This is a genomic window from Veillonella sp. R32 (genome assembly GCF_010093125.1).
Lineage (GTDB): Bacteria > Bacillota > Negativicutes > Veillonellales > Veillonellaceae > Veillonella_A.
Genome location: NZ_NMZQ01000031.1, coordinates 18,470 through 43,065 on the forward strand (window position 1 = coordinate 18,470; position 24,596 = coordinate 43,065).

The 24,596-nt window shown below is 41.7% G+C and carries 23 protein-coding genes; 5 read left to right on the plus strand and 18 right to left on the minus strand.

Features of this window, described 5'->3' with window-relative positions:
- Positions 1–11: 11 nt before the first annotated feature.
- From rpmC to rpoB, 17 genes are all read right to left on the minus strand, one after another.
- A complete protein-coding gene (gene rpmC / locus VER_RS07455; RefSeq protein ID WP_115310809.1) occupies positions 12–212 on the minus strand; it encodes a 50S ribosomal protein L29 in 201 nt (66 codons plus the stop codon).
- The gene (gene rplP, locus VER_RS07460; protein ID WP_028254682.1) at positions 202–639 is read right to left on the minus strand and encodes a 50S ribosomal protein L16; all 438 of its coding nucleotides are present in this window, start codon (positions 637–639) and stop codon (positions 202–204) included. The genes rpmC and rplP overlap by 11 nt, the downstream gene beginning before the upstream one ends.
- On the minus strand, positions 639–1,307 hold the full coding sequence (gene rpsC / locus VER_RS07465; RefSeq protein ID WP_162100222.1) for a 30S ribosomal protein S3: 669 nt from the start codon (positions 1,305–1,307) through the stop codon (positions 639–641). The genes rplP and rpsC overlap by 1 nt, the downstream gene beginning before the upstream one ends.
- Positions 1,308–1,324: 17 nt before the next feature.
- The gene (gene rplV, locus VER_RS07470) at positions 1,325–1,660 is read right to left on the minus strand and encodes a 50S ribosomal protein L22 (protein ID WP_115310808.1); all 336 of its coding nucleotides are present in this window, start codon (positions 1,658–1,660) and stop codon (positions 1,325–1,327) included.
- 18 nt (positions 1,661–1,678) lie between these two features.
- Positions 1,679–1,960 carry a 30S ribosomal protein S19 gene (rpsS, locus tag VER_RS07475; RefSeq protein WP_115310807.1) on the minus strand — a complete coding sequence of 94 codons (282 nt, stop codon included), beginning with the start codon at positions 1,958–1,960 and terminating at the stop codon, positions 1,679–1,681.
- A 23-nt stretch (positions 1,961–1,983) separates the two neighbouring features.
- Positions 1,984–2,814 (minus strand): 50S ribosomal protein L2, encoded by an 831-nt coding sequence (rplB, locus tag VER_RS07480; RefSeq protein ID WP_006555656.1) that lies wholly within the window; start codon positions 2,812–2,814, stop codon positions 1,984–1,986.
- A 25-nt stretch (positions 2,815–2,839) separates the two neighbouring features.
- A complete protein-coding gene (rplW, locus tag VER_RS07485) occupies positions 2,840–3,124 on the minus strand; it encodes a 50S ribosomal protein L23 (RefSeq protein WP_006555655.1) in 285 nt (94 codons plus the stop codon).
- On the minus strand, positions 3,124–3,747 hold the full coding sequence (gene rplD, locus VER_RS07490) for a 50S ribosomal protein L4 (protein WP_162100223.1): 624 nt from the start codon (positions 3,745–3,747) through the stop codon (positions 3,124–3,126). The genes rplW and rplD overlap by 1 nt, the downstream gene beginning before the upstream one ends.
- A 23-nt stretch (positions 3,748–3,770) precedes the next feature.
- On the minus strand, positions 3,771–4,412 hold the full coding sequence (rplC, locus tag VER_RS07495; RefSeq protein ID WP_115310805.1) for a 50S ribosomal protein L3: 642 nt from the start codon (positions 4,410–4,412) through the stop codon (positions 3,771–3,773).
- Positions 4,413–4,427: 15 nt separating this feature from the next.
- Entirely contained in the window at positions 4,428–4,739 is a 312-nt protein-coding gene (gene rpsJ / locus VER_RS07500) for a 30S ribosomal protein S10 (RefSeq protein WP_040770779.1), read from the minus strand.
- A gap of 168 nt (positions 4,740–4,907) precedes the next feature.
- Positions 4,908–6,098, minus strand: a complete 1,191-nt coding sequence (gene tuf / locus VER_RS07505) for an elongation factor Tu (RefSeq protein WP_162100224.1) — start codon at positions 6,096–6,098, stop codon at positions 4,908–4,910.
- Positions 6,099–6,155: 57 nt separating this feature from the next.
- Positions 6,156–8,231, minus strand: coding sequence for an elongation factor G (gene fusA, locus VER_RS07510; protein WP_162100225.1), 2,076 nt, complete (start codon positions 8,229–8,231; stop codon positions 6,156–6,158).
- A gap of 23 nt (positions 8,232–8,254) precedes the next feature.
- Positions 8,255–8,725 (minus strand): 30S ribosomal protein S7, encoded by a 471-nt coding sequence (gene rpsG, locus VER_RS07515; protein WP_006555649.1) that lies wholly within the window; start codon positions 8,723–8,725, stop codon positions 8,255–8,257.
- A 42-nt stretch (positions 8,726–8,767) separates the two neighbouring features.
- On the minus strand, positions 8,768–9,142 hold the full coding sequence (rpsL, locus tag VER_RS07520) for a 30S ribosomal protein S12 (RefSeq protein WP_115310803.1): 375 nt from the start codon (positions 9,140–9,142) through the stop codon (positions 8,768–8,770).
- Positions 9,143–9,219: 77 nt separating this feature from the next.
- Positions 9,220–9,465, minus strand: coding sequence for a ribosomal L7Ae/L30e/S12e/Gadd45 family protein (locus tag VER_RS07525; protein WP_115310802.1), 246 nt, complete (start codon positions 9,463–9,465; stop codon positions 9,220–9,222).
- Positions 9,466–9,874: 409 nt separating this feature from the next.
- Positions 9,875–14,086, minus strand: coding sequence for a DNA-directed RNA polymerase subunit beta' (rpoC, locus tag VER_RS07530; protein ID WP_162100226.1), 4,212 nt, complete (start codon positions 14,084–14,086; stop codon positions 9,875–9,877).
- Positions 14,087–14,119: 33 nt separating this feature from the next.
- Positions 14,120–18,271 (minus strand): DNA-directed RNA polymerase subunit beta, encoded by a 4,152-nt coding sequence (gene rpoB / locus VER_RS07535; RefSeq protein WP_162100227.1) that lies wholly within the window; start codon positions 18,269–18,271, stop codon positions 14,120–14,122.
- Between the two features lie 502 nt (positions 18,272–18,773).
- On the opposite strand from rpoB, the gene thiS reads away from it, so the two are divergent.
- The 5 genes from thiS to VER_RS07560 all read left to right on the plus strand — a co-directional run bounded on the left by thiS (position 18,774) and on the right by VER_RS07560 (position 22,588).
- On the plus strand, positions 18,774–18,968 hold the full coding sequence (gene thiS, locus VER_RS07540) for a sulfur carrier protein ThiS (RefSeq protein WP_162100228.1): 195 nt from the start codon (positions 18,774–18,776) through the stop codon (positions 18,966–18,968).
- Positions 18,968–19,804 (plus strand): sulfur carrier protein ThiS adenylyltransferase ThiF, encoded by an 837-nt coding sequence (thiF, locus tag VER_RS07545; RefSeq protein WP_162100229.1) that lies wholly within the window; start codon positions 18,968–18,970, stop codon positions 19,802–19,804. Before thiS ends, thiF begins: the two co-directional genes overlap by 1 nt.
- Complete coding sequence (locus tag VER_RS07550) at positions 19,770–20,561, plus strand: thiazole synthase (protein ID WP_162100230.1); 792 nt, start codon at positions 19,770–19,772, stop codon at positions 20,559–20,561. Before thiF ends, VER_RS07550 begins: the two co-directional genes overlap by 35 nt.
- A 79-nt stretch (positions 20,562–20,640) precedes the next feature.
- Complete coding sequence (thiH, locus tag VER_RS07555; RefSeq protein ID WP_238390180.1) at positions 20,641–21,789, plus strand: 2-iminoacetate synthase ThiH; 1,149 nt, start codon at positions 20,641–20,643, stop codon at positions 21,787–21,789.
- Complete coding sequence (locus tag VER_RS07560) at positions 21,770–22,588, plus strand: thiamine phosphate synthase (protein WP_255494030.1); 819 nt, start codon at positions 21,770–21,772, stop codon at positions 22,586–22,588. Before thiH ends, VER_RS07560 begins: the two co-directional genes overlap by 20 nt.
- Before the next feature lie 100 nt (positions 22,589–22,688).
- On the opposite strand, the gene VER_RS07565 is transcribed toward VER_RS07560, so the two are convergent.
- On the minus strand, positions 22,689–24,104 hold the full coding sequence (locus tag VER_RS07565) for an aspartate ammonia-lyase (RefSeq protein WP_162100233.1): 1,416 nt from the start codon (positions 24,102–24,104) through the stop codon (positions 22,689–22,691).
- Between the last annotated feature and the right edge of the window lie 492 nt (positions 24,105–24,596).

Consider the following 24,596-nt stretch of genomic DNA (forward strand, 5'->3'; position numbering starts at 1 on the left):
AAAATTTGTTATTATGCGTTTTCTTTAAGAGCAGCTTCACGCTGAATTGTTTTAATACGCGCAATAGTTTTCTTAACTTCACGAATACGCATTGGATTTTCTAATTGACCAGTTGCGAGCTGAAAACGGAGGTTAAACAACTCTTCTTTAAGGCCGGAAACTTTTTGTTCCATTTCGGCAGCGCTCATGTTACGGATGTCATTAACCTTCATTTACGTCACCACCCAATTCTTTACCCTTAACAACGAACTTAGTTTTGATTGGAAGTTTATGACCTGCCAATCGCATAGCTTCACGAGCTACTTCTTCAGATACGCCGTCCATTTCGAACATTACGCGACCTGGTTTTACTACAGCTACCCAATATTCTGGGGAACCTTTACCGGAACCCATACGAGTACCAGCTGGTTTTGCAGTGATTGGTTTATCTGGGAAAATTTTAATCCAAACTTTACCACCACGTTTGATATAACGAGTCATAGCAATACGAGCAGCTTCGATCTGACGGTTTGTGATCCAAGATGGCTCTAATGCTACTAAACCGAATTCACCGTGAGCAACTTTGTTACCACGCATTGCGCGACCTTTCATACGACCGCGGAATTGTTTACGATGTTTTACGCGCTTTGGAATAAGCATTAGTTGTCACCTTCTTCCTTTTTAGCAGGTACCTGTTTTGCCTCTGGCAATACTTCACCTTTGTAGATCCATACTTTGATGCCGATACAACCATATGTTGTATGAGCTTCAGCAGTACCATAGTCGATGTTTGCACGAAGTGTATGCAATGGGATACTACCTTCACGGTAAGATTCGCTACGAGCGATTTCAGCGCCGCCTAAACGACCACTAACCATGATTTTAATACCTTTTGCACCTAAGCGCATTGTGCGACCTACGGCTTGTTTCATTGCACGACGGAAACCAATACGGCGTTCCAATTGACTAGCAATGTTTTCAGCAACTAATACGGAATCCATATCAGCTTGTTTAATTTCAGCAATGTTTACATCGATTTGTTTATCTGTGAAACGTTTTAACGCTTTACGGATATCTTCGATACCAGCACCACCACGACCGATTACCATACCTGGTTTTGCAGTGTGGATAGTTAATTTAATACGTTTATTAATACGCTCAATTTCAATGCGGGAAATACCAGCAATGAAAAGGGTTTTCTTCAAGAAGTTACGAATTAAAACGTCTTCGTGAAGATTTGCAGCGTAATCTTTATCAGCATACCATTTTGCGTCCCAATCTTTTACGATACCAACACGCAAACCATGGGGATTAACTTTCTGACCCACTATATTCCCTCCTTCTATTAAGCTCTTTCAGAAACTACTACAGTTACGTGGCTAGAACGTTTCAAAATTTTGAAAGCCTGTCCACGGGAACGAGGATGAATGCGTTTCATTGTTGGACCCTGATCAACAAAGATACCGGATACATAAAGATTGTCAACATTCATATCAAAATTGTGTTCTGCATTAGCGATTGCGGAACGCAATACTTTTTCTACTACATCAGCGCCAACTTTCGGAGTGAACTTCAAGATGGCAAATGCTTCGCCGATATTCTTGCCACGAACTAAGTCAGCAACAATACGGATTTTACGAGGCGCGATGCGCACGTGTTTAGCGATTGCTTTTGCTTCCATTATCTAATTCCTCCTATATTATTTCTTACCAGTTGTTTTTTCGTTCTTAATGTGACCTTTGAAGGTACGTGTTGGAGCGAATTCGCCAAGTTTGTGACCTACCATATCCTCTGTAATGAATACAGGTACATGTTTGCGACCATCATGCACAGCAATTGTATGGCCTACAAAGTTAGGAATAATAGTAGAGGCACGAGACCAGGTTTTTACAACTTTCTTATCATTTGTTTCGTTTAAGGCATCAATTTTCTTCACAAGCGAAGCTGCGACGAAAGGGCCTTTTTTTATAGATCTGGACACTGTCTTATCTCCTTCCTGTTATCCTATTTTGTACGACGTTTAACAATTAAGCTGCTAGAAGCTTTTTTCTTGTCGCGAGTTTTAACACCATGTGCAGGTTTACCCCAAGGTGTAACTGGATGTTTACGACCAACTGGAGACTTACCTTCACCACCACCGTGTGGATGGTCACAAGGGTTCATTACAACACCGCGGTTGCCTGGACGAACGCCCATCCAACGATGGCGACCAGCTTTACCGATTGTGATGTTTTCATGATCGATGTTACCTACAACACCTACTGTTGCACGGCAGTTGATATGCACACGACGAAGCTCACCGGATGGTAAACGAAGTAATGCATAGGAACCTTCTTTAGCCATAAGCTGTGCGGATGTACCAGCAGAGCGAACAATTTGGCCACCTTTACCAATTTTCATTTCAATGTTGTGTACTTGAGTACCCAATGGAATGTTAAGTAATGGTAAGCAGTTGCCTGGCTTAATGTCGGATTCAGGACCGCTATATACAGTGTCGCCCACTTTCAAGCCATGTGGAGCAAGAATGTAGCGTTTTTCACCATCTGCGTAGTTAAGTAACGCGATACGAGCACTACGGTTAGGATCGTATTCAATAGAAGCTACTTTTGCAGGAATATTATCTTTAGTACGTTTGAAGTCAATAATACGGTACTGACGCTTGTGACCGCCACCTTGGTGACGTACAGTCATTTTACCGGTGTTATTACGACCGCCTGTCTGAGAAACCTTAGCGAGCAAAGATTTTTCTGGTTTGCTTGCAGTGATTTCAGTGAAGGCAGATACTGTCATAAACCGACGACCAGCGGAGTACGGTTTGAATGATTTAATTGCCATTATGGGGCCTCCTTACTAGACTATCTTAAACACCTTCAAAGAATTCAATGGATTCGCCAGCCTTTAAAGTTACGATAGCTTTTTTGTAATCGCTACGTTTACCTTGTGTACGGCCCATGCGTTTTACTTTACCAAGAACTCGAATGGTAGCAACTTTTTCTACCTGAACGTTGAAGATTTTTTCTACAGCTTGACGAATCTGCACTTTGTTAGCAGTCAAAGGCACACGGAAAGTGTATTTGCCTTCTTCCATAAGCAATGTAGTTTTTTCAGTAATAATTGGACGAATAAGAACATCGCGTAATTCCATTATGCGAGCACCTCCTCAATCTTTGCTACGGCACCTTCAGTGATGAAGAGCTTATCGTAGTGGAGAAGATCGAAAATATTCACGCCTTCACATGCCAAAGCTTTAACGCCTTGAATGTTACGAGCGGAACGTTCTACATTAATATCACCTTCAGTGATAAATAATACTTTAGCATCACCTACGTTGAAGTTGTTAAGAAGATTTAATACTTCTTTAGTTTTAGGAGCTGCTAAGGTTAATTCGTCCAATACGATTAATTCGTTGTTGTTTACTTTATCGCTAAGCGCAGATTTAACTGCAAGACGTCTAGCTTTACGAGGCATTGCCTTGTAGTAGCTACGAGGTTGTGGACCAAATACGGTACCACCACCAACCCATAATGGACTACGAGTGGAGCCTACGCGAGCACGGCCAGTCCCTTTTTGTTTCCAAGGTTTACGACCACCGCCACGAACAAGACCTCTCGTTTTAGTTGCGTGAGTGCCAAGACGTTCGTTAGATAACTGACGAACTACGGCTTGATGCATAACAGCTTCGTTAACTTCCACTGCAAATACTGCATCATTTAACTGTATTTCACCGACTTTAGCGCCGGACATATTGTATTTTGTTACTGTTGGCATTAGAGATCCTCCTTTCGACAATGTTATTTAACAGGTTTCACCGTGTTGCGAACCATTACTAGGCTGCCTTTAGCGCCTGGAATGCCACCTTTAACTAAAAGTAAGTTACGGTCTGCATCAACTTTAACCACAGATAAGCGCTGTACGGTAACTCTGCCGCCACCCATTTGTCCAGGGAGTTTCTTGCCTTTGTATACCTTACCGCCACCACCGGAGATCATAGGACCGATGGAACCAGGTTCACGATGAGATTTGGAACCGTGAGTTACAGGACCACGATGGAAGTTGTGGCGCTTAATAGTGCCCGCAAACCCTTTACCTTTACCTGTACCTACAACATCAACCAACTCACCTTCTGCGAAGATATCAGCTGCCAGAGTTTGGCCCACTGTGTAATCAGTTGCTTCAGCAAGGCGAAGTTCGCGAAGATATTTAACTGGTGCTACACCGGCTTTTTCGAACTGGCCTTTTACAGGTTTAGTTAAATGTTTTTCTTTAATGGAGCCATAACCTAGCTGTACTGCATTGTAACCGTCAGATTCAACAGTTTTAACACGCACTACTACGCTTGGGGTTGCTTCCACTACAGTGACAGGAACTAACTTACCTTCAGCAGTGAAGATTTGAGTCATTCCTAACTTTTTACCCAAAATAGCTTTAGACATAATCGCACCTCCTTATTATAATTTTATTTCAATAGATACACCAGCTGGTAATTCTAAACGAGTGATAGCATCTACTGTTTTCGCATTTGATTCAAGAATATCGATTAAACGTTTATGTGTACGCATTTCGAATTGTTCACGAGAGTCTTTATTAACATGTGGTGAACGTAAAATTGTGAAAATGTTTTTTTCTGTTGGCAATGGAATTGGACCAGATACTAACGCACCATTGCGTTTTGCTGTGTCAACAATTTTTGCCGCGCTCTGATCAAGAGCTTTGTGATCGTATGATTTTAAACGAATACGAATTTTTTGCTGTTTTGCCATGAATACTTCCTCCTGTCGTCCATTTCATGAATGAACTGCTCCATAGAAATTCTCCTCCGCAGAGGCAACCTTCTATATCATAGTTTAAAAACACAACACAAGAGCGGCACTCACATGCCGCTCTGCGCTGCACAAAGTATAGGTTTAACCTAGTACTTAAAAGACTAATTAGCCTTCGATGATTTCAGTAACAACACCAGCGCCTACTGTGTGGCCACCTTCGCGGATAGCGAAACGAAGACCAGCTTCGATAGCGATTGGTGTAATTAATTCGATGCTCATAGTGATGTTATCACCAGGCATGCACATTTCAGTACCTTCTGGAAGTTCGATAACGCCCGTTACGTCTGTTGTACGGAAGTAGAACTGTGGACGGTAGTTGGAGAAGAATGGAGTATGACGGCCACCTTCTTCTTTAGTCAATACGTAAACTTCACCTTTGAATTTAGTGTGTGGGTGAATGGAACCTGGTTTAGCCAATACTTGACCACGTTCGATGTCTTTGCGGTCTACACCACGAAGAAGCGCACCAACGTTGTCACCAGCTACTGCGGAGTCCAAAGTTTTACGGAACATTTCAAGACCAGTTACTACATAGCTTTCTGCTTTTTCTTTAAGACCAACGATTTCAACAGTGTCGCCTACTTTAACTTCGCCACGTTCAACACGGCCAGTTGCTACTGTACCACGACCAGTGATTGTGAAAACGTCTTCTACTGGCATCAAGAAAGTTTTGTCAGTATCGCGTTCTGGAGTTGGGATGTAGGAGTCTACAGCTGCCATCAATTCTTTGATTTTTTCTACGTATTTAGCGTCGCCTTCCAAAGCTTTCAAAGCGGAACCTACGATGATAGGTACTTCGTCGCCAGGGAATTCGTAAGTGGAAAGAAGTTCACGAACTTCCATTTCTACTAATTCGATTAATTCTTCGTCGTCAACCATATCAGCTTTGTTCAAGAATACAACGATAGCTGGTACACCTACCTGACGAGCAAGAAGGATGTGTTCACGAGTCTGAGCCATAGGGCCGTCAGTAGCAGCGATAACCAAGATAGCGCCGTCCATCTGAGCAGCACCAGTAATCATGTTTTTAACATAGTCAGCATGGCCTGGGCAGTCAACGTGTGCATAGTGACGGTTTTCAGTTTCATATTCAACGTGGGAAGTGTTGATTGTGATACCGCGTTCACGTTCTTCTGGAGCTTTGTCAATCATGCTGTAGTCTTGGAACTGAGCTTTACCTTCTTCAGCCAATACTTTAGTGATTGCTGCTGTAAGAGTTGTTTTACCATGGTCAACGTGACCGATAGTACCGATGTTAACATGCGGTTTAGTACGTTCAAATTTTGCTTTTGCCATTTTGAATTGTCCTCCCGGATAATTAAAATTTAACTTATTGAGTTAACCCTCAAGGGATTAGCCATTTTTCTTTGCTTGAATTTCTTCAGCAATTTTCTTAGGTACTTCTTCGTAATGGTCTACTGTCATGGAGTAGTTACCACGGCCCTGTGTTTTAGAACGAAGGTCCGTTGCATAACCAAACATTTCGCTCAATGGAACGAATGCTTTGATATGCTGGCTACCGTTACGAGCTTCCATACCTTCCATACGACCACGACGAGAGTTCAAGTCGCCGATTACGTCGCCCATGTATTCCTCTGGAACGTCTACTTCTACAGCCATATATGGTTCAAGAAGTACTGGATCTGCTTTACGAGCGCCTTCTTTGAAGCCCATAGAGCCAGCGATTTTAAACGCCATTTCAGAGGAGTCAACATCATGGTAAGAACCGTCAAATACGATTACTTTGATGTCAACCATTGGATACCCAGCGATAACGCCAGATTCCATAGCTTCTTTTACACCGTTTTCTACTGGTCCGATGTATTCACGAGGAATCGCACCACCAACGATTTTATTTTCAAATTCGAAGCCAGCACCTGGTTCCTGAGGAATCAATTCTAACCAGCAATCGCCGTATTGACCACGACCACCGGACTGACGTACGAATTTACCTTGAGATTTAACAGCTTTGCGAATCGTTTCACGGTAAGCAACCTGAGGTTTACCAACATTACATTCAACTTTGAACTCGCGGTTCATACGGTCAACGATAATGTCAAGGTGAAGCTCACCCATACCGGAAATGATTGTCTGACCTGTTTCTTCATCAGTACGAACTTTGAAAGTTGGATCTTCTTCAGCCAAACGAGCTAAAGCGATACCCATTTTTTCTTGGTCAGCTTTTGTTTTAGGTTCAACTGCAACGGAGATAACTGGTTCTGGGAATTCCATAGATTCAAGGATTACCGGAGCTTTATCATCACAAAGAGTATCACCAGTTGTAGTATCTTTCAAACCAACAGCAGCAGCGATGTCACCGGAGTAAACACGTTCAATTTCTTGACGGCTGTTAGCATGCATTTGAAGGATACGACCAATACGTTCTTTTTTACCTTTTGTGGAGTTAAATACGTAAGAACCAGATTCTAAAGAACCAGAGTATACGCGGAAGAACGCTAATTTACCAACATAAGGGTCAGCCATGATTTTGAAAGCCAATGCAGAGAATGGTTCTTCATCAGATGCTGGGCGAGTTTCTTCAGCCCCAGTGTCTGGGTTAACACCTTTAATTGCCGGAATATCAAGTGGCGATGGCATGTAGTCTACAACTGCATCTAGCAACATCTGCACACCTTTATTTTTGTAAGAAGAACCGCAAAGTACTGGGAACAATTTGTTTTCACAAACTGCTTTGCGAAGAGCTACTTTTAATTCATCAATGCTGATTTCTTCGCCTTCCAAGTATTTCATCATGATTTCGTCGTCAGTTTCAGCAATAGCATCTACTAACATTTCACGACGTTCTTTTGCAATTTCTTCATAGTCAGCAGGAATATCAGTGATTTCGAATTCTTTACCATCATCGCTGATGTAAATTTCCGCTTTCATAGTCATTAAGTCGATAATGCCTTTGAAAGTATCTTCGGCACCAATTGGAACCTGAAGAGCCACACTGTTTGCACCTAAACGGTCCTTCATCATGTTTACTACATTGAAGAAGTCAGCGCCTACAGTATCCATCTTATTTACATAAGCGATACGAGGTACGCCATAAGTAGAAGCTTGACGCCATACAGTTTCAGATTGTGGTTCAACGCCACCTTTAGCACTGAATACTGCAACAGAACCATCAAGTACACGCAACGAACGTTCTACTTCTACAGTAAAGTCAACGTGACCAGGAGTATCAATGATGTTGATGCGATGATCTTTCCAGTGACAAGTAGTCGCAGCAGACGTGATTGTAATACCACGTTCCTGTTCCTGTGCCATCCAGTCCATTGTCGCAGCGCCTTCATGAACTTCACCGATTTTGTGAACTCGGCCTGTATAGTAAAGAATACGTTCCGTTGTGGTTGTTTTACCAGCATCGATGTGAGCCATGATACCGATATTACGAGTTTTCTCTAAAGAAAATTCTCTTGCCACGAATGTCAACTCCTCTTAACTAATTACCAACGATAATGAGCAAATGCTTTATTAGCTTCTGCCATTTTATGAGTATCATCTTTTTTCTTAATAGCTGCGCCAGTGTTATTGAACGCATCCATTAATTCACCAGCTAAACGTTCTTTCATGGTACGTTCGCCACGAAGACGAGCATAGTTTACCATCCAACGAATGCCTAATGTCTGACGACGGTCAGCGCGAACTTCAACTGGTACTTGGTAGTTAGCACCGCCGATACGACGAGCACGAACTTCCAACACAGGCATTACATTTTTTAAAGCCTGATCAAAAACTTCCATTGGGTCCTGACCCATTTTGGAACGAATAATTTCAAATGCATCATATACGATAGTTTCAGCAATACCTTTTTTACCATCGTACATTACTTTGTTAATGAAGCGTGTAACCAATTTGCTGTTGTACACCGGATCTGGAAGTACATCACGCTTCAACACAGGGCCTTTTCTTGGCATGTTATTTCCTCCTCTACGATGTGTGATTTCAATTGTTAGCTATTATTTCTTAGCTTTTTTAGCGCCGTATTTGGAACGACTCTGCATACGGTTCTGTACGCCAGCTGTATCCAATGCACCGCGAACAATGTGATAACGCACACCTGGTAAGTCTTTAACACGACCACCTCGAATAAGTACTACACTGTGTTCCTGTAAATTGTGACCAATGCCTGGGATGTAAGCAGTTACTTCAATAGCGTTTGTTAAACGAACACGGGCAACTTTACGAAGCGCGGAGTTCGGTTTTTTTGGAGTAGCTGTGTACACACGAGTACATACACCACGTTTCTGCGGACAGTTTTTCAACGCAGGAGCCGTAGATTTAGTAGTCACGGTTTCGCGACCTTTACGTACTAGCTGATTAATAGTTGGCATTAGGGCACCTCCTTTCCAAACAATTAGATTTATAATTGATCTACCACAACAAAGTGTTGCCATAGATATTACCAAGATTAACGAAGCACGCCGATAGCAGCGGCTTTTACTTTTATCTTACCAGCCTTACCAAGTTCCTCCATCGAGTATTCTTGATTTACTGGCACCGCTTGTTTCTCACAAAGTTCAAGGATGGGTAACACCACTCGGTCATCGCTGTTGTTAGCAACAAACACCATCTGAACTTCGCCGCGCATAATCGCTTTCGACGTCTGTTTAGCTCCGATTGTCTTTTTCGCCGATGTCAAAACTTCGATTTCCATACCTTTGCTCCTCATGATTGTATCGCACTCAGGCACACTATCCCCTGAGCACTATATCAGTTTAGCATTACTCCCCCTCCTCTGTCAACATATTTTATAGCGAATTTTCCGCATATTAGCTAGCTTTTATATGTACACTTATCCGTGTGTTTCAAAACAGCTACACACTGTATATTTTTATAAAATTTATACAATATTTTGACTATTTTCCTTTATTTTATACACTCTTATGCATTGATTGCAAAATAAGCATACACAACTTTCTCAAGAAATATAAAAGAGTGCCTCTATCCATTAAGAGAGACACTCTTTTAAAATATAATTCTGAAACGCTTACGTTCTTATGCCTGTATCACGTTTTTTTGCTTTCTAGCTAATACGTAAGCCCCTAAACAAACTACTAAGAAGTTTATTCTTCTACAGACGCTGTTACATCAATAGGCGCTACGTCTTCCACTTGAGGGTCTTTTTTTACAACTTTAATTTTACGGTAACGACTCATGCCTGTACCAGCTGGAATCAATTTACCAATAATAACGTTTTCTTTAAGACCTAACAATGGATCGATTTTGCCCTTAATAGCAGCATCAGTAAGGACACGGGTAGTTTCCTGGAAGGAAGCGGCCGATAAGAAACTATCGGTTGCCAATGCGGCTTTTGTAATACCAAGAAGAATGCGTTTACCTGTAGCAGGTTGTTTACCATTTAAGATTAAACGACGGTTTTCTTCTTCAAAAGTATTTACATCAATAGGATCGCCTGGCAATAAGTCAGCATCGCCTACTTCTTCTACTTTTACTTTATGAAGCATTTGACGAACAATAACTTCAATATGTTTATCATTAATTTCTACACCTTGCGATTTGTATACTTTTTGTACTTCATATACAAGATAACGCTGAGTAGCTTCAGTGTCCATTACGCGCATAATGTCATGAGGGTTAATAGAACCTTCCGTTAAACGAGCGCCTAATTTTACAAAGTCACCATCACGAACGATAATACGAGCACCGTAAGGAATGAGATAATCAAATTCCACACCATCTTTATCAGTTACAAAGATAGTGTTTGTGCCTTTTTTATTATCATTAGGTACAACGCGAACCGTACCTTCTACTTCACTAATAATGGCATGACGTTTTGGACGACGTGCTTCGAACAATTCTTCAACACGTGGCAAACCTTGTGTAATATCGTCACCAGCGACACCACCTGTATGGAACGTACGCATCGTCAACTGTGTACCTGGTTCACCGATAGACTGAGCCGCAATAATACCTACTGCTTCCCCTACTTGAACCTGGTTACCAGTACCTAAGTCACGACCATAACATTTCATACATACGCCATATGGGGAACGACAAGTTAATACAGAGCGAATCTTAACTGTTTCGTAGTGTTTTACTACTTCATCAGCCAATTCTTCTGTAATTTCACCATTAAGCGGCACGATAACTTCGCCCGTTTCTTTGTTAATTAACTCTTCCGCAGCAGTACGGCCAATAATACGATCTTTTAATGGTTCAATAATACCTTGACCTTCTACAATAGCCTCTACTTCAATGCCATGAATGTCATTATTGCGTACTTGTACTTCTTTTACATCACTGTCAAGAATAGCTTCAATGCCAGCTTCAGTAAGCGCACTATGAGCAGGGAATACTTCATTGCCTTCGCTATCTACAACGGCATTAACGGTATCCTTACCAAGCATATTTTGAACCATAGTTTCACGCAAGGTTTGACGAATGCCTTCATCCGTTTCACCAAGGCTAATTTTCTGTACAAGATTAGTATGATTAATATCATTATCGCTGCCTAAATGAGCGCCACGAAGATCGATATCAGTAATCTTATGATCAGCTAATACATCTAAATCAGCCTGTGTTAATACTGTTTCAGCAGCTAAAACAACTTCACCAGTCGCTGTATCTACTACATCTTTGTCAAGAACGCGACCAATCAATTTATCTTTTAATAGAGCAAGAGCCTGACGTGTAGAGCTTGCTAGACGCGCACGTTCACGCACTAAATCAATACCCACTACATCGCAGTCTTCTTCACGAACGATAACGTCTTGCGATACATCAACAAGACGACGTGTTAAGTACCCGGAGTCAGCTGTACGAAGCGCCGTATCGGCCAAACCTTTACGCGCACCATGACTGGAGGTAAAGTAATCCAATACAGTAAGGCCTTCTTTAAAGTTTGCTTTAATTGGCAAGTCGATGATTCGACCAGATGGGTCGGCCATCAAACCACGCATGCCCGCCAACTGACGAATCTGCTGTTTGTTACCACGGGCACCAGAAATAGCCATCATGTAAACTGGGTTAAACCCTTCTTGGTCACGCATCATTGTATCCATCATGGCATCGGTTACATCTTCAGTAGCCTGTGTCCAAAGTTGAATCGTTTTACGATAACGTTCGTCTTCAGACATATAACCACGACGATAGTTGCGAGATACTTTATCTACATCTTCATCAGCTTTGCGTAAAATATCAGCTTTTTCAGTTGGTACTTTAATATCCGCAATAGCAATAGTCATACCAGCACGACGTGCATAGGAATAACCTAAAGATTTTACGCGGTCAAGAAGTTCAGCCGTCTTTTCGTTGCCAAATAATTGGAAACATTGGTCAACTAATTTACCAACCATTTTCTTGTCCATAACGCGGCCCAAGGTATAATGACCATCTTCTTGCAATTCATATTGACGAAGCTCTGGATAGAGCGCATTGTTAAAGATCAAACGGCCTGCAGTTGTTTCAACACGACCATACCCTTCTTCACGAATGTAAAGAATATCTTGCAAACCAATAATACCAGAATCATAAGCTAACATAACTTCATCATAGTTGGCGAAGTATTTTGCTTTTTCCTTAGTATGTTGACGTACTACCGTTAAGTAGTAAGTCCCCAAAATCATATCCTGAGATGGAACCGCTACTGGTTTACCATCTTTAGTGGATAAGATGTTATGAGAGGACAACATAAGTGTACGCGCTTCTGATTGTGCTTCAACAGACAATGGTAAATGACATGCCATTTGGTCACCGTCAAAGTCAGCGTTGAAGGCCGTACATACTAATGGATGCAATTTAATAGCGCGACCTTCCCAAAGGATTGGTTCGAACGCTTGAATCCCCAAACGGTGAAGTGTAGGGGCACGGTTCAAGAGCACTGGATGTTCTTTAATAACTTCTTCCAAGGCTTCCCAAACGCCAGGACCAATACGTTCTACTTGACGTTTCGCTGCTTTAATATTGCTTGCTTGTTGGCGTTCTACCAAACGTTTCATAACAAATGGTTTGAATAATTCAAGAGCCATTTCTTTAGGCAAGCCGCATTGGTGCATTTTAAGTTCTGGACCAACTACGATTACAGAACGACCGGAGTAGTCAACACGTTTACCTAACAAGTTCTGACGGAAACGACCTTGTTTACCTTTAAGCATATCGGATAAAGATTTTAAAGGACGGTTACCAGGACCAGTTACCGGACGGCCACGACGACCATTATCGATAAGAGCATCAACAGCTTCTTGCAACATACGTTTTTCGTTGCGCACGATAATATCAGGTGCCCCTAAATCTAATAAACGTTTTAAACGATTATTACGATTGATAACACGGCGATATAAATCATTCAAATCAGACGTAGCAAAGCGGCCGCCATCAAGTTGAACCATTGGACGTAATTCTGGTGGAATTACTGGTACTACATCCATAATCATCCACTCTGGTTTATTACCAGACTGACGGAATGCTTCTACTACTTCTAAGCGACGTACGGCACGAATCTTACGTTGCCCCGTTGCTGTTTCTAATTCACTGCGAAGTTCTACATTGAGGCTTTCTAAGTCTAATTCGCTTAGTAACGCTTTAATCGCTTCGGCCCCCATGTCAACACATACGAATTCTACTTCTTCTACGGCGCCTAATTCGTAGCGTTCTTCACGAGTTAATTCTTCGTATTCTTTTTCTTCTTCTGGAATATCCGTATTCAATTTCAACGCTTCGTTAGCTGCTAATTTACGTTTTGCTTCTGCAATAACAGCCAAACGTTCACGTCGTTGTGCTACGGTTTCAATTTCAACTTGCTTACCATTAATTTTATAGTCTTCTTCATTGAATTGAGCTTCGTATTCACGGAATTCTGTTTCAGATAGTAATTGACGTTTCATAAGAGGCGTACTGCCTGGATCTACAACGATATACGCTGCAAAATACAGTACGCGTTCCAAGGAACGTGGTGATACATCAAGGATGAGACCCATGCGAGATGGGATCCCCTTGAAATACCAAATATGAGACACTGGTGTAGCTAAGACAATATGACCCATGCGTTCACGGCGAACTTTAGAACGAGTCACTTCTACACCACATTTATCGCAGACTACGCCTTTATGGCGAATGCGTTTATATTTACCGCAATGACATTCCCAGTCCTTAGTCGGTCCAAAAATACGCTCGCAAAACAAGCCATCACGTTCTGGCTTAAGCGTACGATAGTTAATTGTTTCTGGCTTTTTGACTTCCCCATAGGACCATTCTAAAATCTGGTCCGGCGAAGCCAAGCCAATTCGCATAGAATCGAATTCATTAACGTCTAGCACAAGTATCGCTCCCTTCTTTTGGATACTCAAATATTAGTCTTCATCTGTGTCGGACTCATCACCATACGCTGCCATAGCGCTTAACACGTCGTCATCTTCGCCACTAGTTACAGGTTCTGATTCTTCAACGTCTGGTAATTCCCCTTCCGTAGAGGTTGTATCTGAGCCTTCCATTACTTCTTTGATTTCATCTTCATTTGTATCTACATCATCATCGTCATCGAGTTCTTTAATTACTACTTCTTCTTGATCTTCATTCAAGATTTTCACATCAAGACCGATACTTTGAAGTTCTTTAAGCAATACTTTGAAAGATTCTGGCACGCCTGGTTCAGGAATATTTTCACCTTTAACGATTTTTTCGTATGCTTTAACACGACCTACCACATCGTCAGACTTAACGGTTAATAATTCCTGCAAGGTATAGGCTGCACCATAAGCTTCCAATGCCCATACTTCCATTTCCCCGAAACGCTGACCACCGAATTGAGCTTTACCACCCAATGGCTGTTGCGTTACTAAGGAGTATGGACCCGTAGAACGAGCATGAATCTTATCATCTACAAGATGGTGAAGTTTCAACATGTACACGTAACCAACGGTAACTTTATTATCCATTGGTTCCCCAGTACGTCCGTCATATAATACGGTCTTACCGTCATCTTCTTTACCAGCAATACGAAGGGTATTAAATACATCACTTTCGTGAGCACCATCGAATACTGGTGTAGCAATATGGATACCTGCTACATCAGGTTTTGGCATACCATAGGTTGCATAGTCATAGCCATACGATTCTAAATCTTTACGGATTTCTTCGCGTTTTTCACGAGCTGTTTCGATAGCATCAATAATATCTACCACTACAGAGATTTGTTTTAACTCTTCTTGTAGGGATTCTTCCATTTCTGGTGCTTGTTCTTCATCATCGAAGTACTCGATTTCCGCATCGCTATAGCTCTTTTCAAGAGCACGCAACTCATCATAACGAGCACGACCACCTAGGGTATTTAATTGTTTCTGCGCTTCTTCATAAATTAAGCCCAGCGCTTCTTCACGGCGTGCATCAATTTCACTATCTACATCTAAATGTGAAATGGTTACATTTTCAGCCACTTTAGCCTGTAAAGATTCCATTTCAGCATATAATTCTTTAATGCGATCAATATTATCCCAATAACGACTATCAGCTTTAGCCTGATTTAATACATTTTGAATTTTAAGGTCAGTTGCCTTGATCTGCATACCAAGACCTTGTACAGCCCAGCCAAGGTGAGTTTCTAATACCTGACCGATATTCATACGAGATGGTACGCCCAATGGGTTCAATACAATTTGAACTGGTGTGCCATCTGGCAAGAATGGCATATCTTCTTGACGCATAACGCGGGAAACGACACCTTTGTTACCATGACGACCAGCCATTTTATCGCCTTCGTGAATCTTACGTTTCTGCGCAATATATACACGAACTAATTTATTAACCCCTGGTTGTAATTCGTCGCCATTTTCACGAGTAAACACTTTAACGTCAACGATTTTACCAGATTCACCATGAGGCACGCGCAAAGAAGTATCGCGTACTTCACGTTCTTTATCCCCAAAGATAGCACGCAATAAGCGTTCTTCTGGCGTTAATTCAGTTTCCCCTTTTGGTGTTACTTTACCAACAAGGATGTCCCCTGGATGTACTTCCGCACCAATGCAGATAATACCATCTTCATCAAGGTTACGAAGATTGTCATCCCCTGTATTTGGCAATTCACGGGTAATTTCTTCCGCCCCTAATTTAGTATCACGAGCATCGCATTCATACTCTTCAATATGAATAGACGTATAAATATCTTCTTTGCAAAGTTCTTCACTAAGCAAGATAGCATCTTCGTAGTTATAACCTTCCCAAGGCATGAAGGCAACAAGTACGTTGAAACCAAGTGCTAATTCGCCACCATCAGTAGCTGGCCCATCAGCCAATACTTGGCCTTTTACCACGCGGTCACCACGGAATACGATTGGTTTTTGATTGAAACAAGTGGATTGGTTGGAACGCAAGAATTTATTTAATTTATAAATATCTACACGACCATTATCACGCATAACGTGAATTTCATTACCCCAACAACGAGTAACGACCCCTTCTTCTTTAGCCAATACGCACACGCCAGAGTCACAAGCCGCTTTGTATTCCATACCAGTACCAACTAGTGGAGCCTGTGCACGAAGCAATGGCACCGCCTGACGCTGCATGTTCGCCCCCATCAAAGCACGGTTCGCATCATCATTTTCAAGGAATGGAATCATAGCGGTACCGATGGACACAACTTCTTTAGGGCTAACGTCCATGTAGTCAACCTTTTCAGGCACAACTTCAAGGACTTCATGACCACGACGACAAGCGATATGAGCATCTACGAAACAGCCTTCCGCATCAAGAATGGAGTTAGCCTGTGCAATCGTCATGCCTTCTTCTTCGTCGGCTGTCATATATACAACTTGTTCCGTAACTTGTACTTTAACAATTTTATTAGCATCTGCACCCGTACCATAGATTTTTTCTACTCGGCGATATGGCGCTTCAATGAAACCAAATTCATTCACTTTCGCATAGTTGGAAAGAGAAGAAATCAAGCCGATGTTTGGACCTTCTGGGGTTTCAATCGGACACATACGACCATAGTGAGAGTGATGCACGTCACGAACTTCGAAACCAGCACGTTCACGAGACAAACCACCAGGCCCTAAGGCAGATAAACGACGTTTATGGGTCAATTCACCAAGTGGATTTGTTTGGTCCATAAACTGGGATAACTGCGAAGAACCAAAGAATTCTTTAATCGCTGCTACTACAGGACGAATATTAATCAATGCTTGTGGCGTAATCATAGCATTATCTTGAATTGTCATACGTTCACGCACAACACGTTCCATACGAGTTAAACCAATGCGGAACTGATTTTGCAATAACTCACCCACGCAACGTAAACGACGATTACCCAAATGGTCAATATCATCTACATGACCTACACCGTCCATAAGGTTTAACAAGTAGCTAATATTAGCAATCATGTCTTCACGAGTTACAGTGCGATGTTCAAATGGTAAATTGCAGTTGTTACAAATTACTTTGAAAGATGTGCCATCTGCATTTTTTACATAGAATTCAGCAAAACCTTCACCGTTAAATACGCCACTGTCAGCAACGATATCTAGCTGTTCTTCGTTCATTACAGTGCCAGCATCAACAATCACTTCACCTGTTTCCATATTTACGATTGGCTGAGCCAAAGTCTGGCCTAGCATACGTTGGCGCCAACCTAATTTTTTATTTAATTTATAGCGACCTACACGAGCCAAGTCGTAACGACGAGGATCGAAGAATAAATTATCAAATAAGTTGCGCGCACTTTCTACGGTAGGTGGTTCGCCTGGGCGAAGCTTTTTATAAATTTCTACCAATGCTTCTTCTGCGGATTCAGTGGTATCTTTTTCTAACGTGCGAACTAAACGTTCATCATATAAACGATTACCATCTTCATCAACTTCACCATTCCAGAATAATTCTAAAATGGATTCATCTGTACTCCAACCAAGGGCACGGATTAAAACAGTTGCTGGTAATTTACGGTTACGGTCAATACGAACCGCTACCATTTCATTAGCATCTGTTTCAAGTTCAATCCAAGCACCACGATTAGGAATTACCGTAGAACCATATAAACGGTTACCCATGGTATCAATTTCACGAGTGTAATATACCCCTGGAGAACGCACTAACTGGGATACGATAACACGTTCAGCACCATTAATAATAAATGTGCCTGTTTCGGTCATCAATGGGAAATCACCCATGAATACTTCTTGTTCTTTAATATCCTGATTTTCTGGATCATTATTAATCAAACGAACATTAACACGCAATGGTGCTGCATATGTAGCATCACGGTTTTTACATTCGTTAATATCATATTTTGGCTCTCCAAGGCTAAAACCTTCAAAAGAAAGCACTAAATTACCTGAATTGTCTTTAATCGGAGAAATATCGTCAAAAATATTTTGTAAACCGCTCTCCAAAAACCACTCGTAAGACTTGCGTTGCACGTCCAACAAATGTGGCATTTCTAGAACTTCGTCAATTTTAGCATACGTATAACGCGTTCTTTTACCTACCTGCTCAGGTTTGAACATACCAGCTTTCACCCCTCATTTCAATTGGCTTACCTTCTATTCTATAACGGTATGACACAAGACAAATATCCAGGTCTCAGTTTTCCTGTCAACACAATGACAAAATAAGCAAGGCTCTCAATTTTTTCTTTTGAACCTTGCTTCGCCATCGGCTGACACAACCTTGGAAGATTTACCCTTTATCAGTAACAATGTTATAGTCTTATTTATTCATACTCATCGGTTCATTCTATGCGTTGCACAGAATGAAGGTGATAGACACATCACGCTCTAATTGAGTACATTTGCAATTTAGTATTATAGCATTAATAGTTATCTTTGTCAAAACTATTTTTATCGTATCTTTTTACAATTCCCTCTTTCTTTCCTCTTTCATTTCTGTTATACTGAAACCAACTTAAGCAAATATGTAGGCATAAAGGGGAACACCACCAAAAGGGTGTTCTTCCTTTATGCCTTTTTTTATTTGCCTAAAACATACTTAATATAAAAGGAGGCCCTCATGATAGTAAACGGCACATCACAAACACTACCTACCTCTATAACCGTAGCAGACTACCTAGCTACGGCTGGCTACCAAAGCACACGTGTAGTAGTAGAACGGAACCGTACCATCGTGCCACGAAGTGAATTTGAAAGCACGTGGCTCTTAGATACGGATACGTTAGAAATTGTTCATTTTGTAGGAGGCGGCTAATGCATATTACCCTTAATGGGCAAACACTGGACGTAGCCACTGGTGCTTCTGCCCTCGATGTACTTTCAAAATATAATCTACAAGCAACAAGCTTACATTTGTTAAACGGCTTTTCGTTTCAAGATAATCCCTGCTTACAAGACGGTGATACGCTCATAGCTCGATCAGTCACCGAGGCACCAGACGAAGCTGCCTACGATGCTATCTGGGAAGCCCGTTACGGCCAGCGTATATACCAGATTTTAAAACATAGCCGTGTCGCCATCTGTGGCGCAGGGGGCCTAGGCTCTCATATAGCAATGAGCTTAACCCGCCTAGGCATCGGCGAATTAACAATCATTGATAAAGACATCGTAGACATTACCAATCTAGGGCGCCAAGCCTATGAGTTAAGTGATTTAGGGAAACCTAAAGTAATAGCTTTAAAAGCTTTATTACACCGCATCAACCCTTTTGTAAAAGTAACGGCCATTCACGACACAATTGATGCTCACAACTATGATGACTATTTAATTGGTTTCCCTTATATCCTAGAAGCCTTTGATGCCCCTGAAAACAAAGCAGCCTTAACGGAGTATGTCATCACCCATTACCCTAATACTACGCTCATCGGCGCCAGTGGTGTCAGTGGTTATGACGAGCCCAATACAGTAAAGACTAAACAAATTCTCCCTCAGTATTATCAAACTGGTGACGGCCATAGTGAAAGTAGTTTAGGTCTTCTAGCACCACGAGTTATGCTTTGCGCCGCCCACCAAGCTACCATGTTCTTACATTTACTCTTAACAAAGGAGATGTCACATGACAACAACTGCACCAGCAAATCAAACAGATAGTTTCACCTTAGGCCCTAAAACCTTCCACTCTCGATTTATCCTAGGCTCGGGCAAGTTCTCCCTCCCTTTAATCAAAGCGGTAGTCGCTAGTGGCGAAGCCGAAATCATAACACTCGCCCTACGACGCGCTAATCCAGAAGGCACAGAAAACATCTTGGACTTTATCCCTCCTAATGTAACCTTATTACCCAATACTTCAGGGGCCCGCACCGCTGAAGAAGCTATGCGTATCGCTGAATTAGCCCGCGCTATGGGCTGTGGTGATTTTATCAAAGTAGAAATCATTCGCGATGCGCGCTGGCTCTTACCAGACAACGATGAAACGATTCGTGCCACCAAATTATTAGTGGCTAAAGGCTTTGTCGTCTTGCCTTACATGTATCCCGATTACTATGCCACTAAAGCGTTAGAGGAAGCAGGCGCTGCTGCCATTATGCCCTTAGCGGCTCCCATTGGCAGTAACCGCGGTCTATGCACCAAACCATTTATCGACATTGTATTGCAAAGTACCAACTTACCAGTCATCGTAGATGCAGGTATTGGCAAACCCTCCGAAGCCTGTGAAGCTATGGAAATGGGCGTTAGTGCCATTATGTGTAATACAGCTATTGCCACGGCTGGTGATGTGGCCCAAATGTGTGCCGCCTTCAAGCTAGCCATTCAAGCCGGTCGCCTAGGCTATCTCGCCAAAACAGGGCGTGTGCTCACCCAGCAAGGGGATGCATCCAGCCCATTAACAGGCTTCTTAGATAACTAAATTGTATTTATACTACTAGCCCATTACATAACCTATATCGTCTATTACATTTCCTAATCTAGCCTACAAGGAGCTTATGATGAAAGATATTATGTCCTACACGGAACAAATGGATCAATTAGACCCAGCTCGTATGAATCAAGTGTTAGCCTTGAAATCCGAATTTAATGATGCGGCCTTTACTGCTCAAGATGTAGAAACAGCACTTACTAAAACTACCCTCAACGCCTATGACTTTATGGCCCTGCTTAGCTCCGCTGCTGGCCCTTATTTAGAAATGATGGCTCACAAAGCACAAACCCTCACTAGAGCTCACTTCGGCAATAACATCCAACTGTTTACACCGCTGTACATCGCCAACTACTGCCACAATGGTTGTCGCTACTGTGGTTTTAACAGCCAGCAAGCTATCCCACGAGCACAACTAACAAAATCAGAAATTCAGCGCGAACTAGAAGCCATCGCCGCTACAGGCCTGCAAGAAATCCTATTTTTAACTGGTGAATCAGAGGCCCACTCCTCCATTGACTATATTGCTAGTGCACTCGAGCTAGCCAAACCGTATTTTGCTAATATTGGAATTGAAATTTATCCTACCAATGAAGCTAGTTACCGAATATTGCATCAAGCAGGCGCTGACTTTGTCACTGTTTTTCAGGAAACCTATGATTTAACAGCCTACGAATATTATCATCCGTATGGCAATAAACGCAGTTTTCCTTATCGCTTTTATTCCCAAGAACGGGCCCTTAACGCCGGTTTTCGAGGGGCTGGCTTTGCCGCGCTCTTAGGCCTAAGCGATTTTCGCCACGATGCCTTGGCCACAGGTCTCCACTTGCAATCAGTGCAAACGGCCTTTCCTGAAGCAGAACTCAGCTTTTCAGTACCTCGCTTACGACCTATTAATGGCGAACTAGGCCATTTCAATCATTTAGTGAGTGATCGCGACTTAGTACAAATTATGTGTGCCTATCGTTTATTTATGCCCCATGCCCACATTACGGTGTCCAGTCGCGAAAGCGAATCCTTCCGCAATGCGGTCATGAAAATTTGCGCCACTAAAGTTTCTGCTGGTGTACAAGTTGATGTAGGTGGACACAGTGCAAGTAACAAGCATAAAAGTAGTGATCAATTTGATATTAATGATACGCGCAGTGTGGCTCAGATGCATGCAGATATTGTGGCCCAAGGCTTACAGGTAGTCTACCATGACCATATCCGACTCTAAACCTCAACCACCTACTACAACTACGCTATCAACTAGGCACTCCTCCTTATCCCTTACCTATGTAACCCATTTTCCGGCAATAATCAATTTTTTAAAACATACACCCTATGATTCATCACAATTTGGTAAGCCCCAATATGTTGACTCACAATATAATGACTCCCTAGGCAAGAACCCCCGCTATAATGAATTACGCTATAGTGAATCACAATATAGTAAGCTGGCGTATACAGATATTACATTACAACACGTGCTTACCTATATGGCCACATTAATCAAAAGTAAACCTCATCGTTTAGTCTTGCGCGCTAAGGAATTAAGTGTGGGAACCTATGAGCAAGTACTGCGATTCTTGCAACCATTGGCAGTCAATTACAATGTCAAACTAATCGTTAATCATCATCCTAACCTAGCGCTAACCTATAACTGCCCCTTGCAAGTATCCATGGCGGAACTAACTAAGTTATCCCCGGCCATAAGGAACTCAATCCCTATAGGGGTAGCCATTCATTCCTATGAAGAGGCCCAAGAAGCACTCGCCTATCATAGTGACTGGCTCGTATATGGACACGTATTTGAATCCCGTTGCAAGCCTTGTTTACCCCCTCGTTCCCATAAAATCTTGCAACAGATTATCGATTTAGGCTGCCCTACCTACGCCATCGGTGGTATTTATCAACATAATTGGCAGACTCTCCCATCAGGCCTAGCTGGTGTATGCATCATGCATGAAGCAATGGAGCAAACAGACCCTATGCAATATACAACCCAATGGCTACATAGCTTACAAACTATGTAAAAAACATATAGAAGACCATATAGAAAAATATGCAAAAGCCCAAGGCTCGATGTATTATTACATCTGGCCTTGGGCTTTTTATAAGGGGGACCTAATTAAATTAGTTACCTTTTACTTTTAAAATATCGGCACCAGCAATCCCTGGTTTCGTCATTTCTGCAGGGGATAAAATATGTTCCATTTCTTCTTTAGTCAACAAGCCTTTTTCAAGAATAATTTCTTTAATGGCGCGACCAGTCGTATACGCTTCTTTTGCTAAAGCGGACGCATTTTCATAGCCTACATGCGGTAATAAAGCAGTGACAATACCAACACTGCGTTCTAACCAATATTGGCAACGTTCACGGTCAGCTTCTAAATCAATTAATAATTTATCTACAAATGTATTTACACCATTTTTCAAGTAGCACATAGCATTGAATAAATTATAAGCAATAACTGGTTCCATTACGTTTAATTCAAATTGACCATTTTCAACGCCTAAGGTAACGGCTAAGTCATTAGCCACTACTTGGTAACATACCTGATTAAGTACTTCTGCAATAACAGGATTTACTTTACCTGGCATAATAGAAGATCCTGGTTGGCGAGGCGGTAATTTTAATTCACCAATGCCACAACGAGGGCCCGATGCCATTAAACGGAAATCATTCGCCATTTTGATTAACACTAAAGCTGTTACTTTCATACCACTGGAAATATCAGCAAATACGTCTGTATTATTAGTGGCATCAATTAAATTTTCAGCTGTATAGAATTCTTCACCTACTACAGCGGATAATTCAGCCGCTACGTCTTTAATATAAGTAGGTTCTGCATTAAGGCCTGTACCAACAGCCGTAGCACCCATGTTTACAATGTGAGCCCCTAACATAGAGGATTCAATACGTTTAATACCACGACGAATACCCGATGCATAGGACCCCATTTCTTGGCCTAAAGTAATTGGCACCGCATCTTGCAAATGAGTCCGACCCATTTTTAGGACTTCTTTATATTCGTCTGCTTTCTTCTCAAGTTCATCTACTAATCGTTGTAAAGCCGCTAATAAAGGTTTGCTTTTTAAAATAGCACATACTTTGATAGCCGTTGGGAACGCATCATTCGTAGATTGCGCCATATTACAATGGTTATTAGGAGAAATAATATCGTAGCTTCCTTTTGGATGTCCCAAAATTTCAAGGGCACGGTTTGCCAATACTTCATTCATGTTCATATTGAACGATGTACCCGCACCGCCTTGAATAGGATCAACAGGGAATTGGTCCACTAAGCCTCCGCCAATAATTTCATCAGCTGCTTTTACAATGGCATTACCAATCGTTGGATCCATACGACCTGTTTTCATGTTAGCCAATGCACAAGCTTTCTTAACCATCGCTAAGGAACGAATAAAATCATGGTCAATGTGTTTACCCGTAATATTGAAGTTTTCCATAGCGCGCAATGTTTGCACCCCATAATACAATTCATCAGCTACTTCTAATTCGCCTAAAAAATCATGTTCTTTACGCATACTGTACCTCATCCTTCATTACAATCTAAACTATGTTTCCTTTATAGCTACTCGATATGGTAACCGAGTATATCCCGTTATCATCTTGTAGTTTTCGTTTTAAAATGTCCAGGATGGGCTAAGATCACTCCATCCCTCTATCTTTTGGACACGTTCATTATAACATGTATACAAAGTACAACTAAAGCAAAAAGTGCCATAAAGCTATATCAAATAAGGATATGTACGGTTTAGAACATGTCTTTTTCTATAGAACAACTTGAAAACCTGCTAAACTTCAAGGGTTTCTTCATATGACTTTTAGGAATAAACCCTATTATCTAAAATAGTTTTATCGCATATCGAAAATAGTGTTTTATAATACAAAAAACGGTTCTATAATTTATTTTGGGGCGCTAAAGAGAAACGCAAGTTGCGTGTCCTCTTGGCGCCTACTTTTTTTGTACAAAAAAAAGACATATTGAATAAAATCCGTTACAATAAAAGCGTCGA

What these genes read in the sequence shown, in the direction of transcription:
- rplC (WP_115310805.1), bottom strand. Translation starts at nt 4,412, where the DNA reads ATGTCTAAAGCTATTTTGGGTAAAAAGTTAGGAATGACTCAAATCTTC.
- VER_RS07560 (WP_255494030.1), top strand. Translation starts at nt 21,770, where the DNA reads ATGACCATATCCGACTCTAAACCTCAACCACCTACTACAACTACGCTA.
- rplP (WP_028254682.1), bottom strand. Translation starts at nt 639, where the DNA reads ATGCTTATTCCAAAGCGCGTAAAACATCGTAAACAATTCCGCGGTCGT.
- VER_RS07550 (WP_162100230.1), top strand. Translation starts at nt 19,770, where the DNA reads ATGACAACAACTGCACCAGCAAATCAAACAGATAGTTTCACCTTAGGC.
- rpsL (WP_115310803.1), bottom strand. Translation starts at nt 9,142, where the DNA reads ATGCCAACTATTAATCAGCTAGTACGTAAAGGTCGCGAAACCGTGACT.
- rplV (WP_115310808.1), bottom strand. Translation starts at nt 1,660, where the DNA reads ATGGAAGCAAAAGCAATCGCTAAACACGTGCGCATCGCGCCTCGTAAA.
- rpsJ (WP_040770779.1), bottom strand. Translation starts at nt 4,739, where the DNA reads ATGGCAAAACAGCAAAAAATTCGTATTCGTTTAAAATCATACGATCAC.
- VER_RS07525 (WP_115310802.1), bottom strand. Translation starts at nt 9,465, where the DNA reads ATGGAAATCGAAGTTTTGACATCGGCGAAAAAGACAATCGGAGCTAAA.
- tuf (WP_162100224.1), bottom strand. Translation starts at nt 6,098, where the DNA reads ATGGCAAAAGCAAAATTTGAACGTACTAAACCGCATGTTAACATCGGT.
- thiH (WP_238390180.1), top strand. Translation starts at nt 20,641, where the DNA reads ATGAAAGATATTATGTCCTACACGGAACAAATGGATCAATTAGACCCA.
- rplB (WP_006555656.1), bottom strand. Translation starts at nt 2,814, where the DNA reads ATGGCAATTAAATCATTCAAACCGTACTCCGCTGGTCGTCGGTTTATG.
- rpoB (WP_162100227.1), bottom strand. Translation starts at nt 18,271, where the DNA reads ATGTTCAAACCTGAGCAGGTAGGTAAAAGAACGCGTTATACGTATGCT.
- rplW (WP_006555655.1), bottom strand. Translation starts at nt 3,124, where the DNA reads ATGGAATTACGCGATGTTCTTATTCGTCCAATTATTACTGAAAAAACT.
- VER_RS07565 (WP_162100233.1), bottom strand. Translation starts at nt 24,104, where the DNA reads ATGCGTAAAGAACATGATTTTTTAGGCGAATTAGAAGTAGCTGATGAA.
- thiS (WP_162100228.1), top strand. Translation starts at nt 18,774, where the DNA reads ATGATAGTAAACGGCACATCACAAACACTACCTACCTCTATAACCGTA.
- rplD (WP_162100223.1), bottom strand. Translation starts at nt 3,747, where the DNA reads ATGCCAACAGTAACAAAATACAATATGTCCGGCGCTAAAGTCGGTGAA.
- rpsG (WP_006555649.1), bottom strand. Translation starts at nt 8,725, where the DNA reads ATGCCAAGAAAAGGCCCTGTGTTGAAGCGTGATGTACTTCCAGATCCG.
- thiF (WP_162100229.1), top strand. Translation starts at nt 18,968, where the DNA reads ATGCATATTACCCTTAATGGGCAAACACTGGACGTAGCCACTGGTGCT.
- rpmC (WP_115310809.1), bottom strand. Translation starts at nt 212, where the DNA reads ATGAAGGTTAATGACATCCGTAACATGAGCGCTGCCGAAATGGAACAA.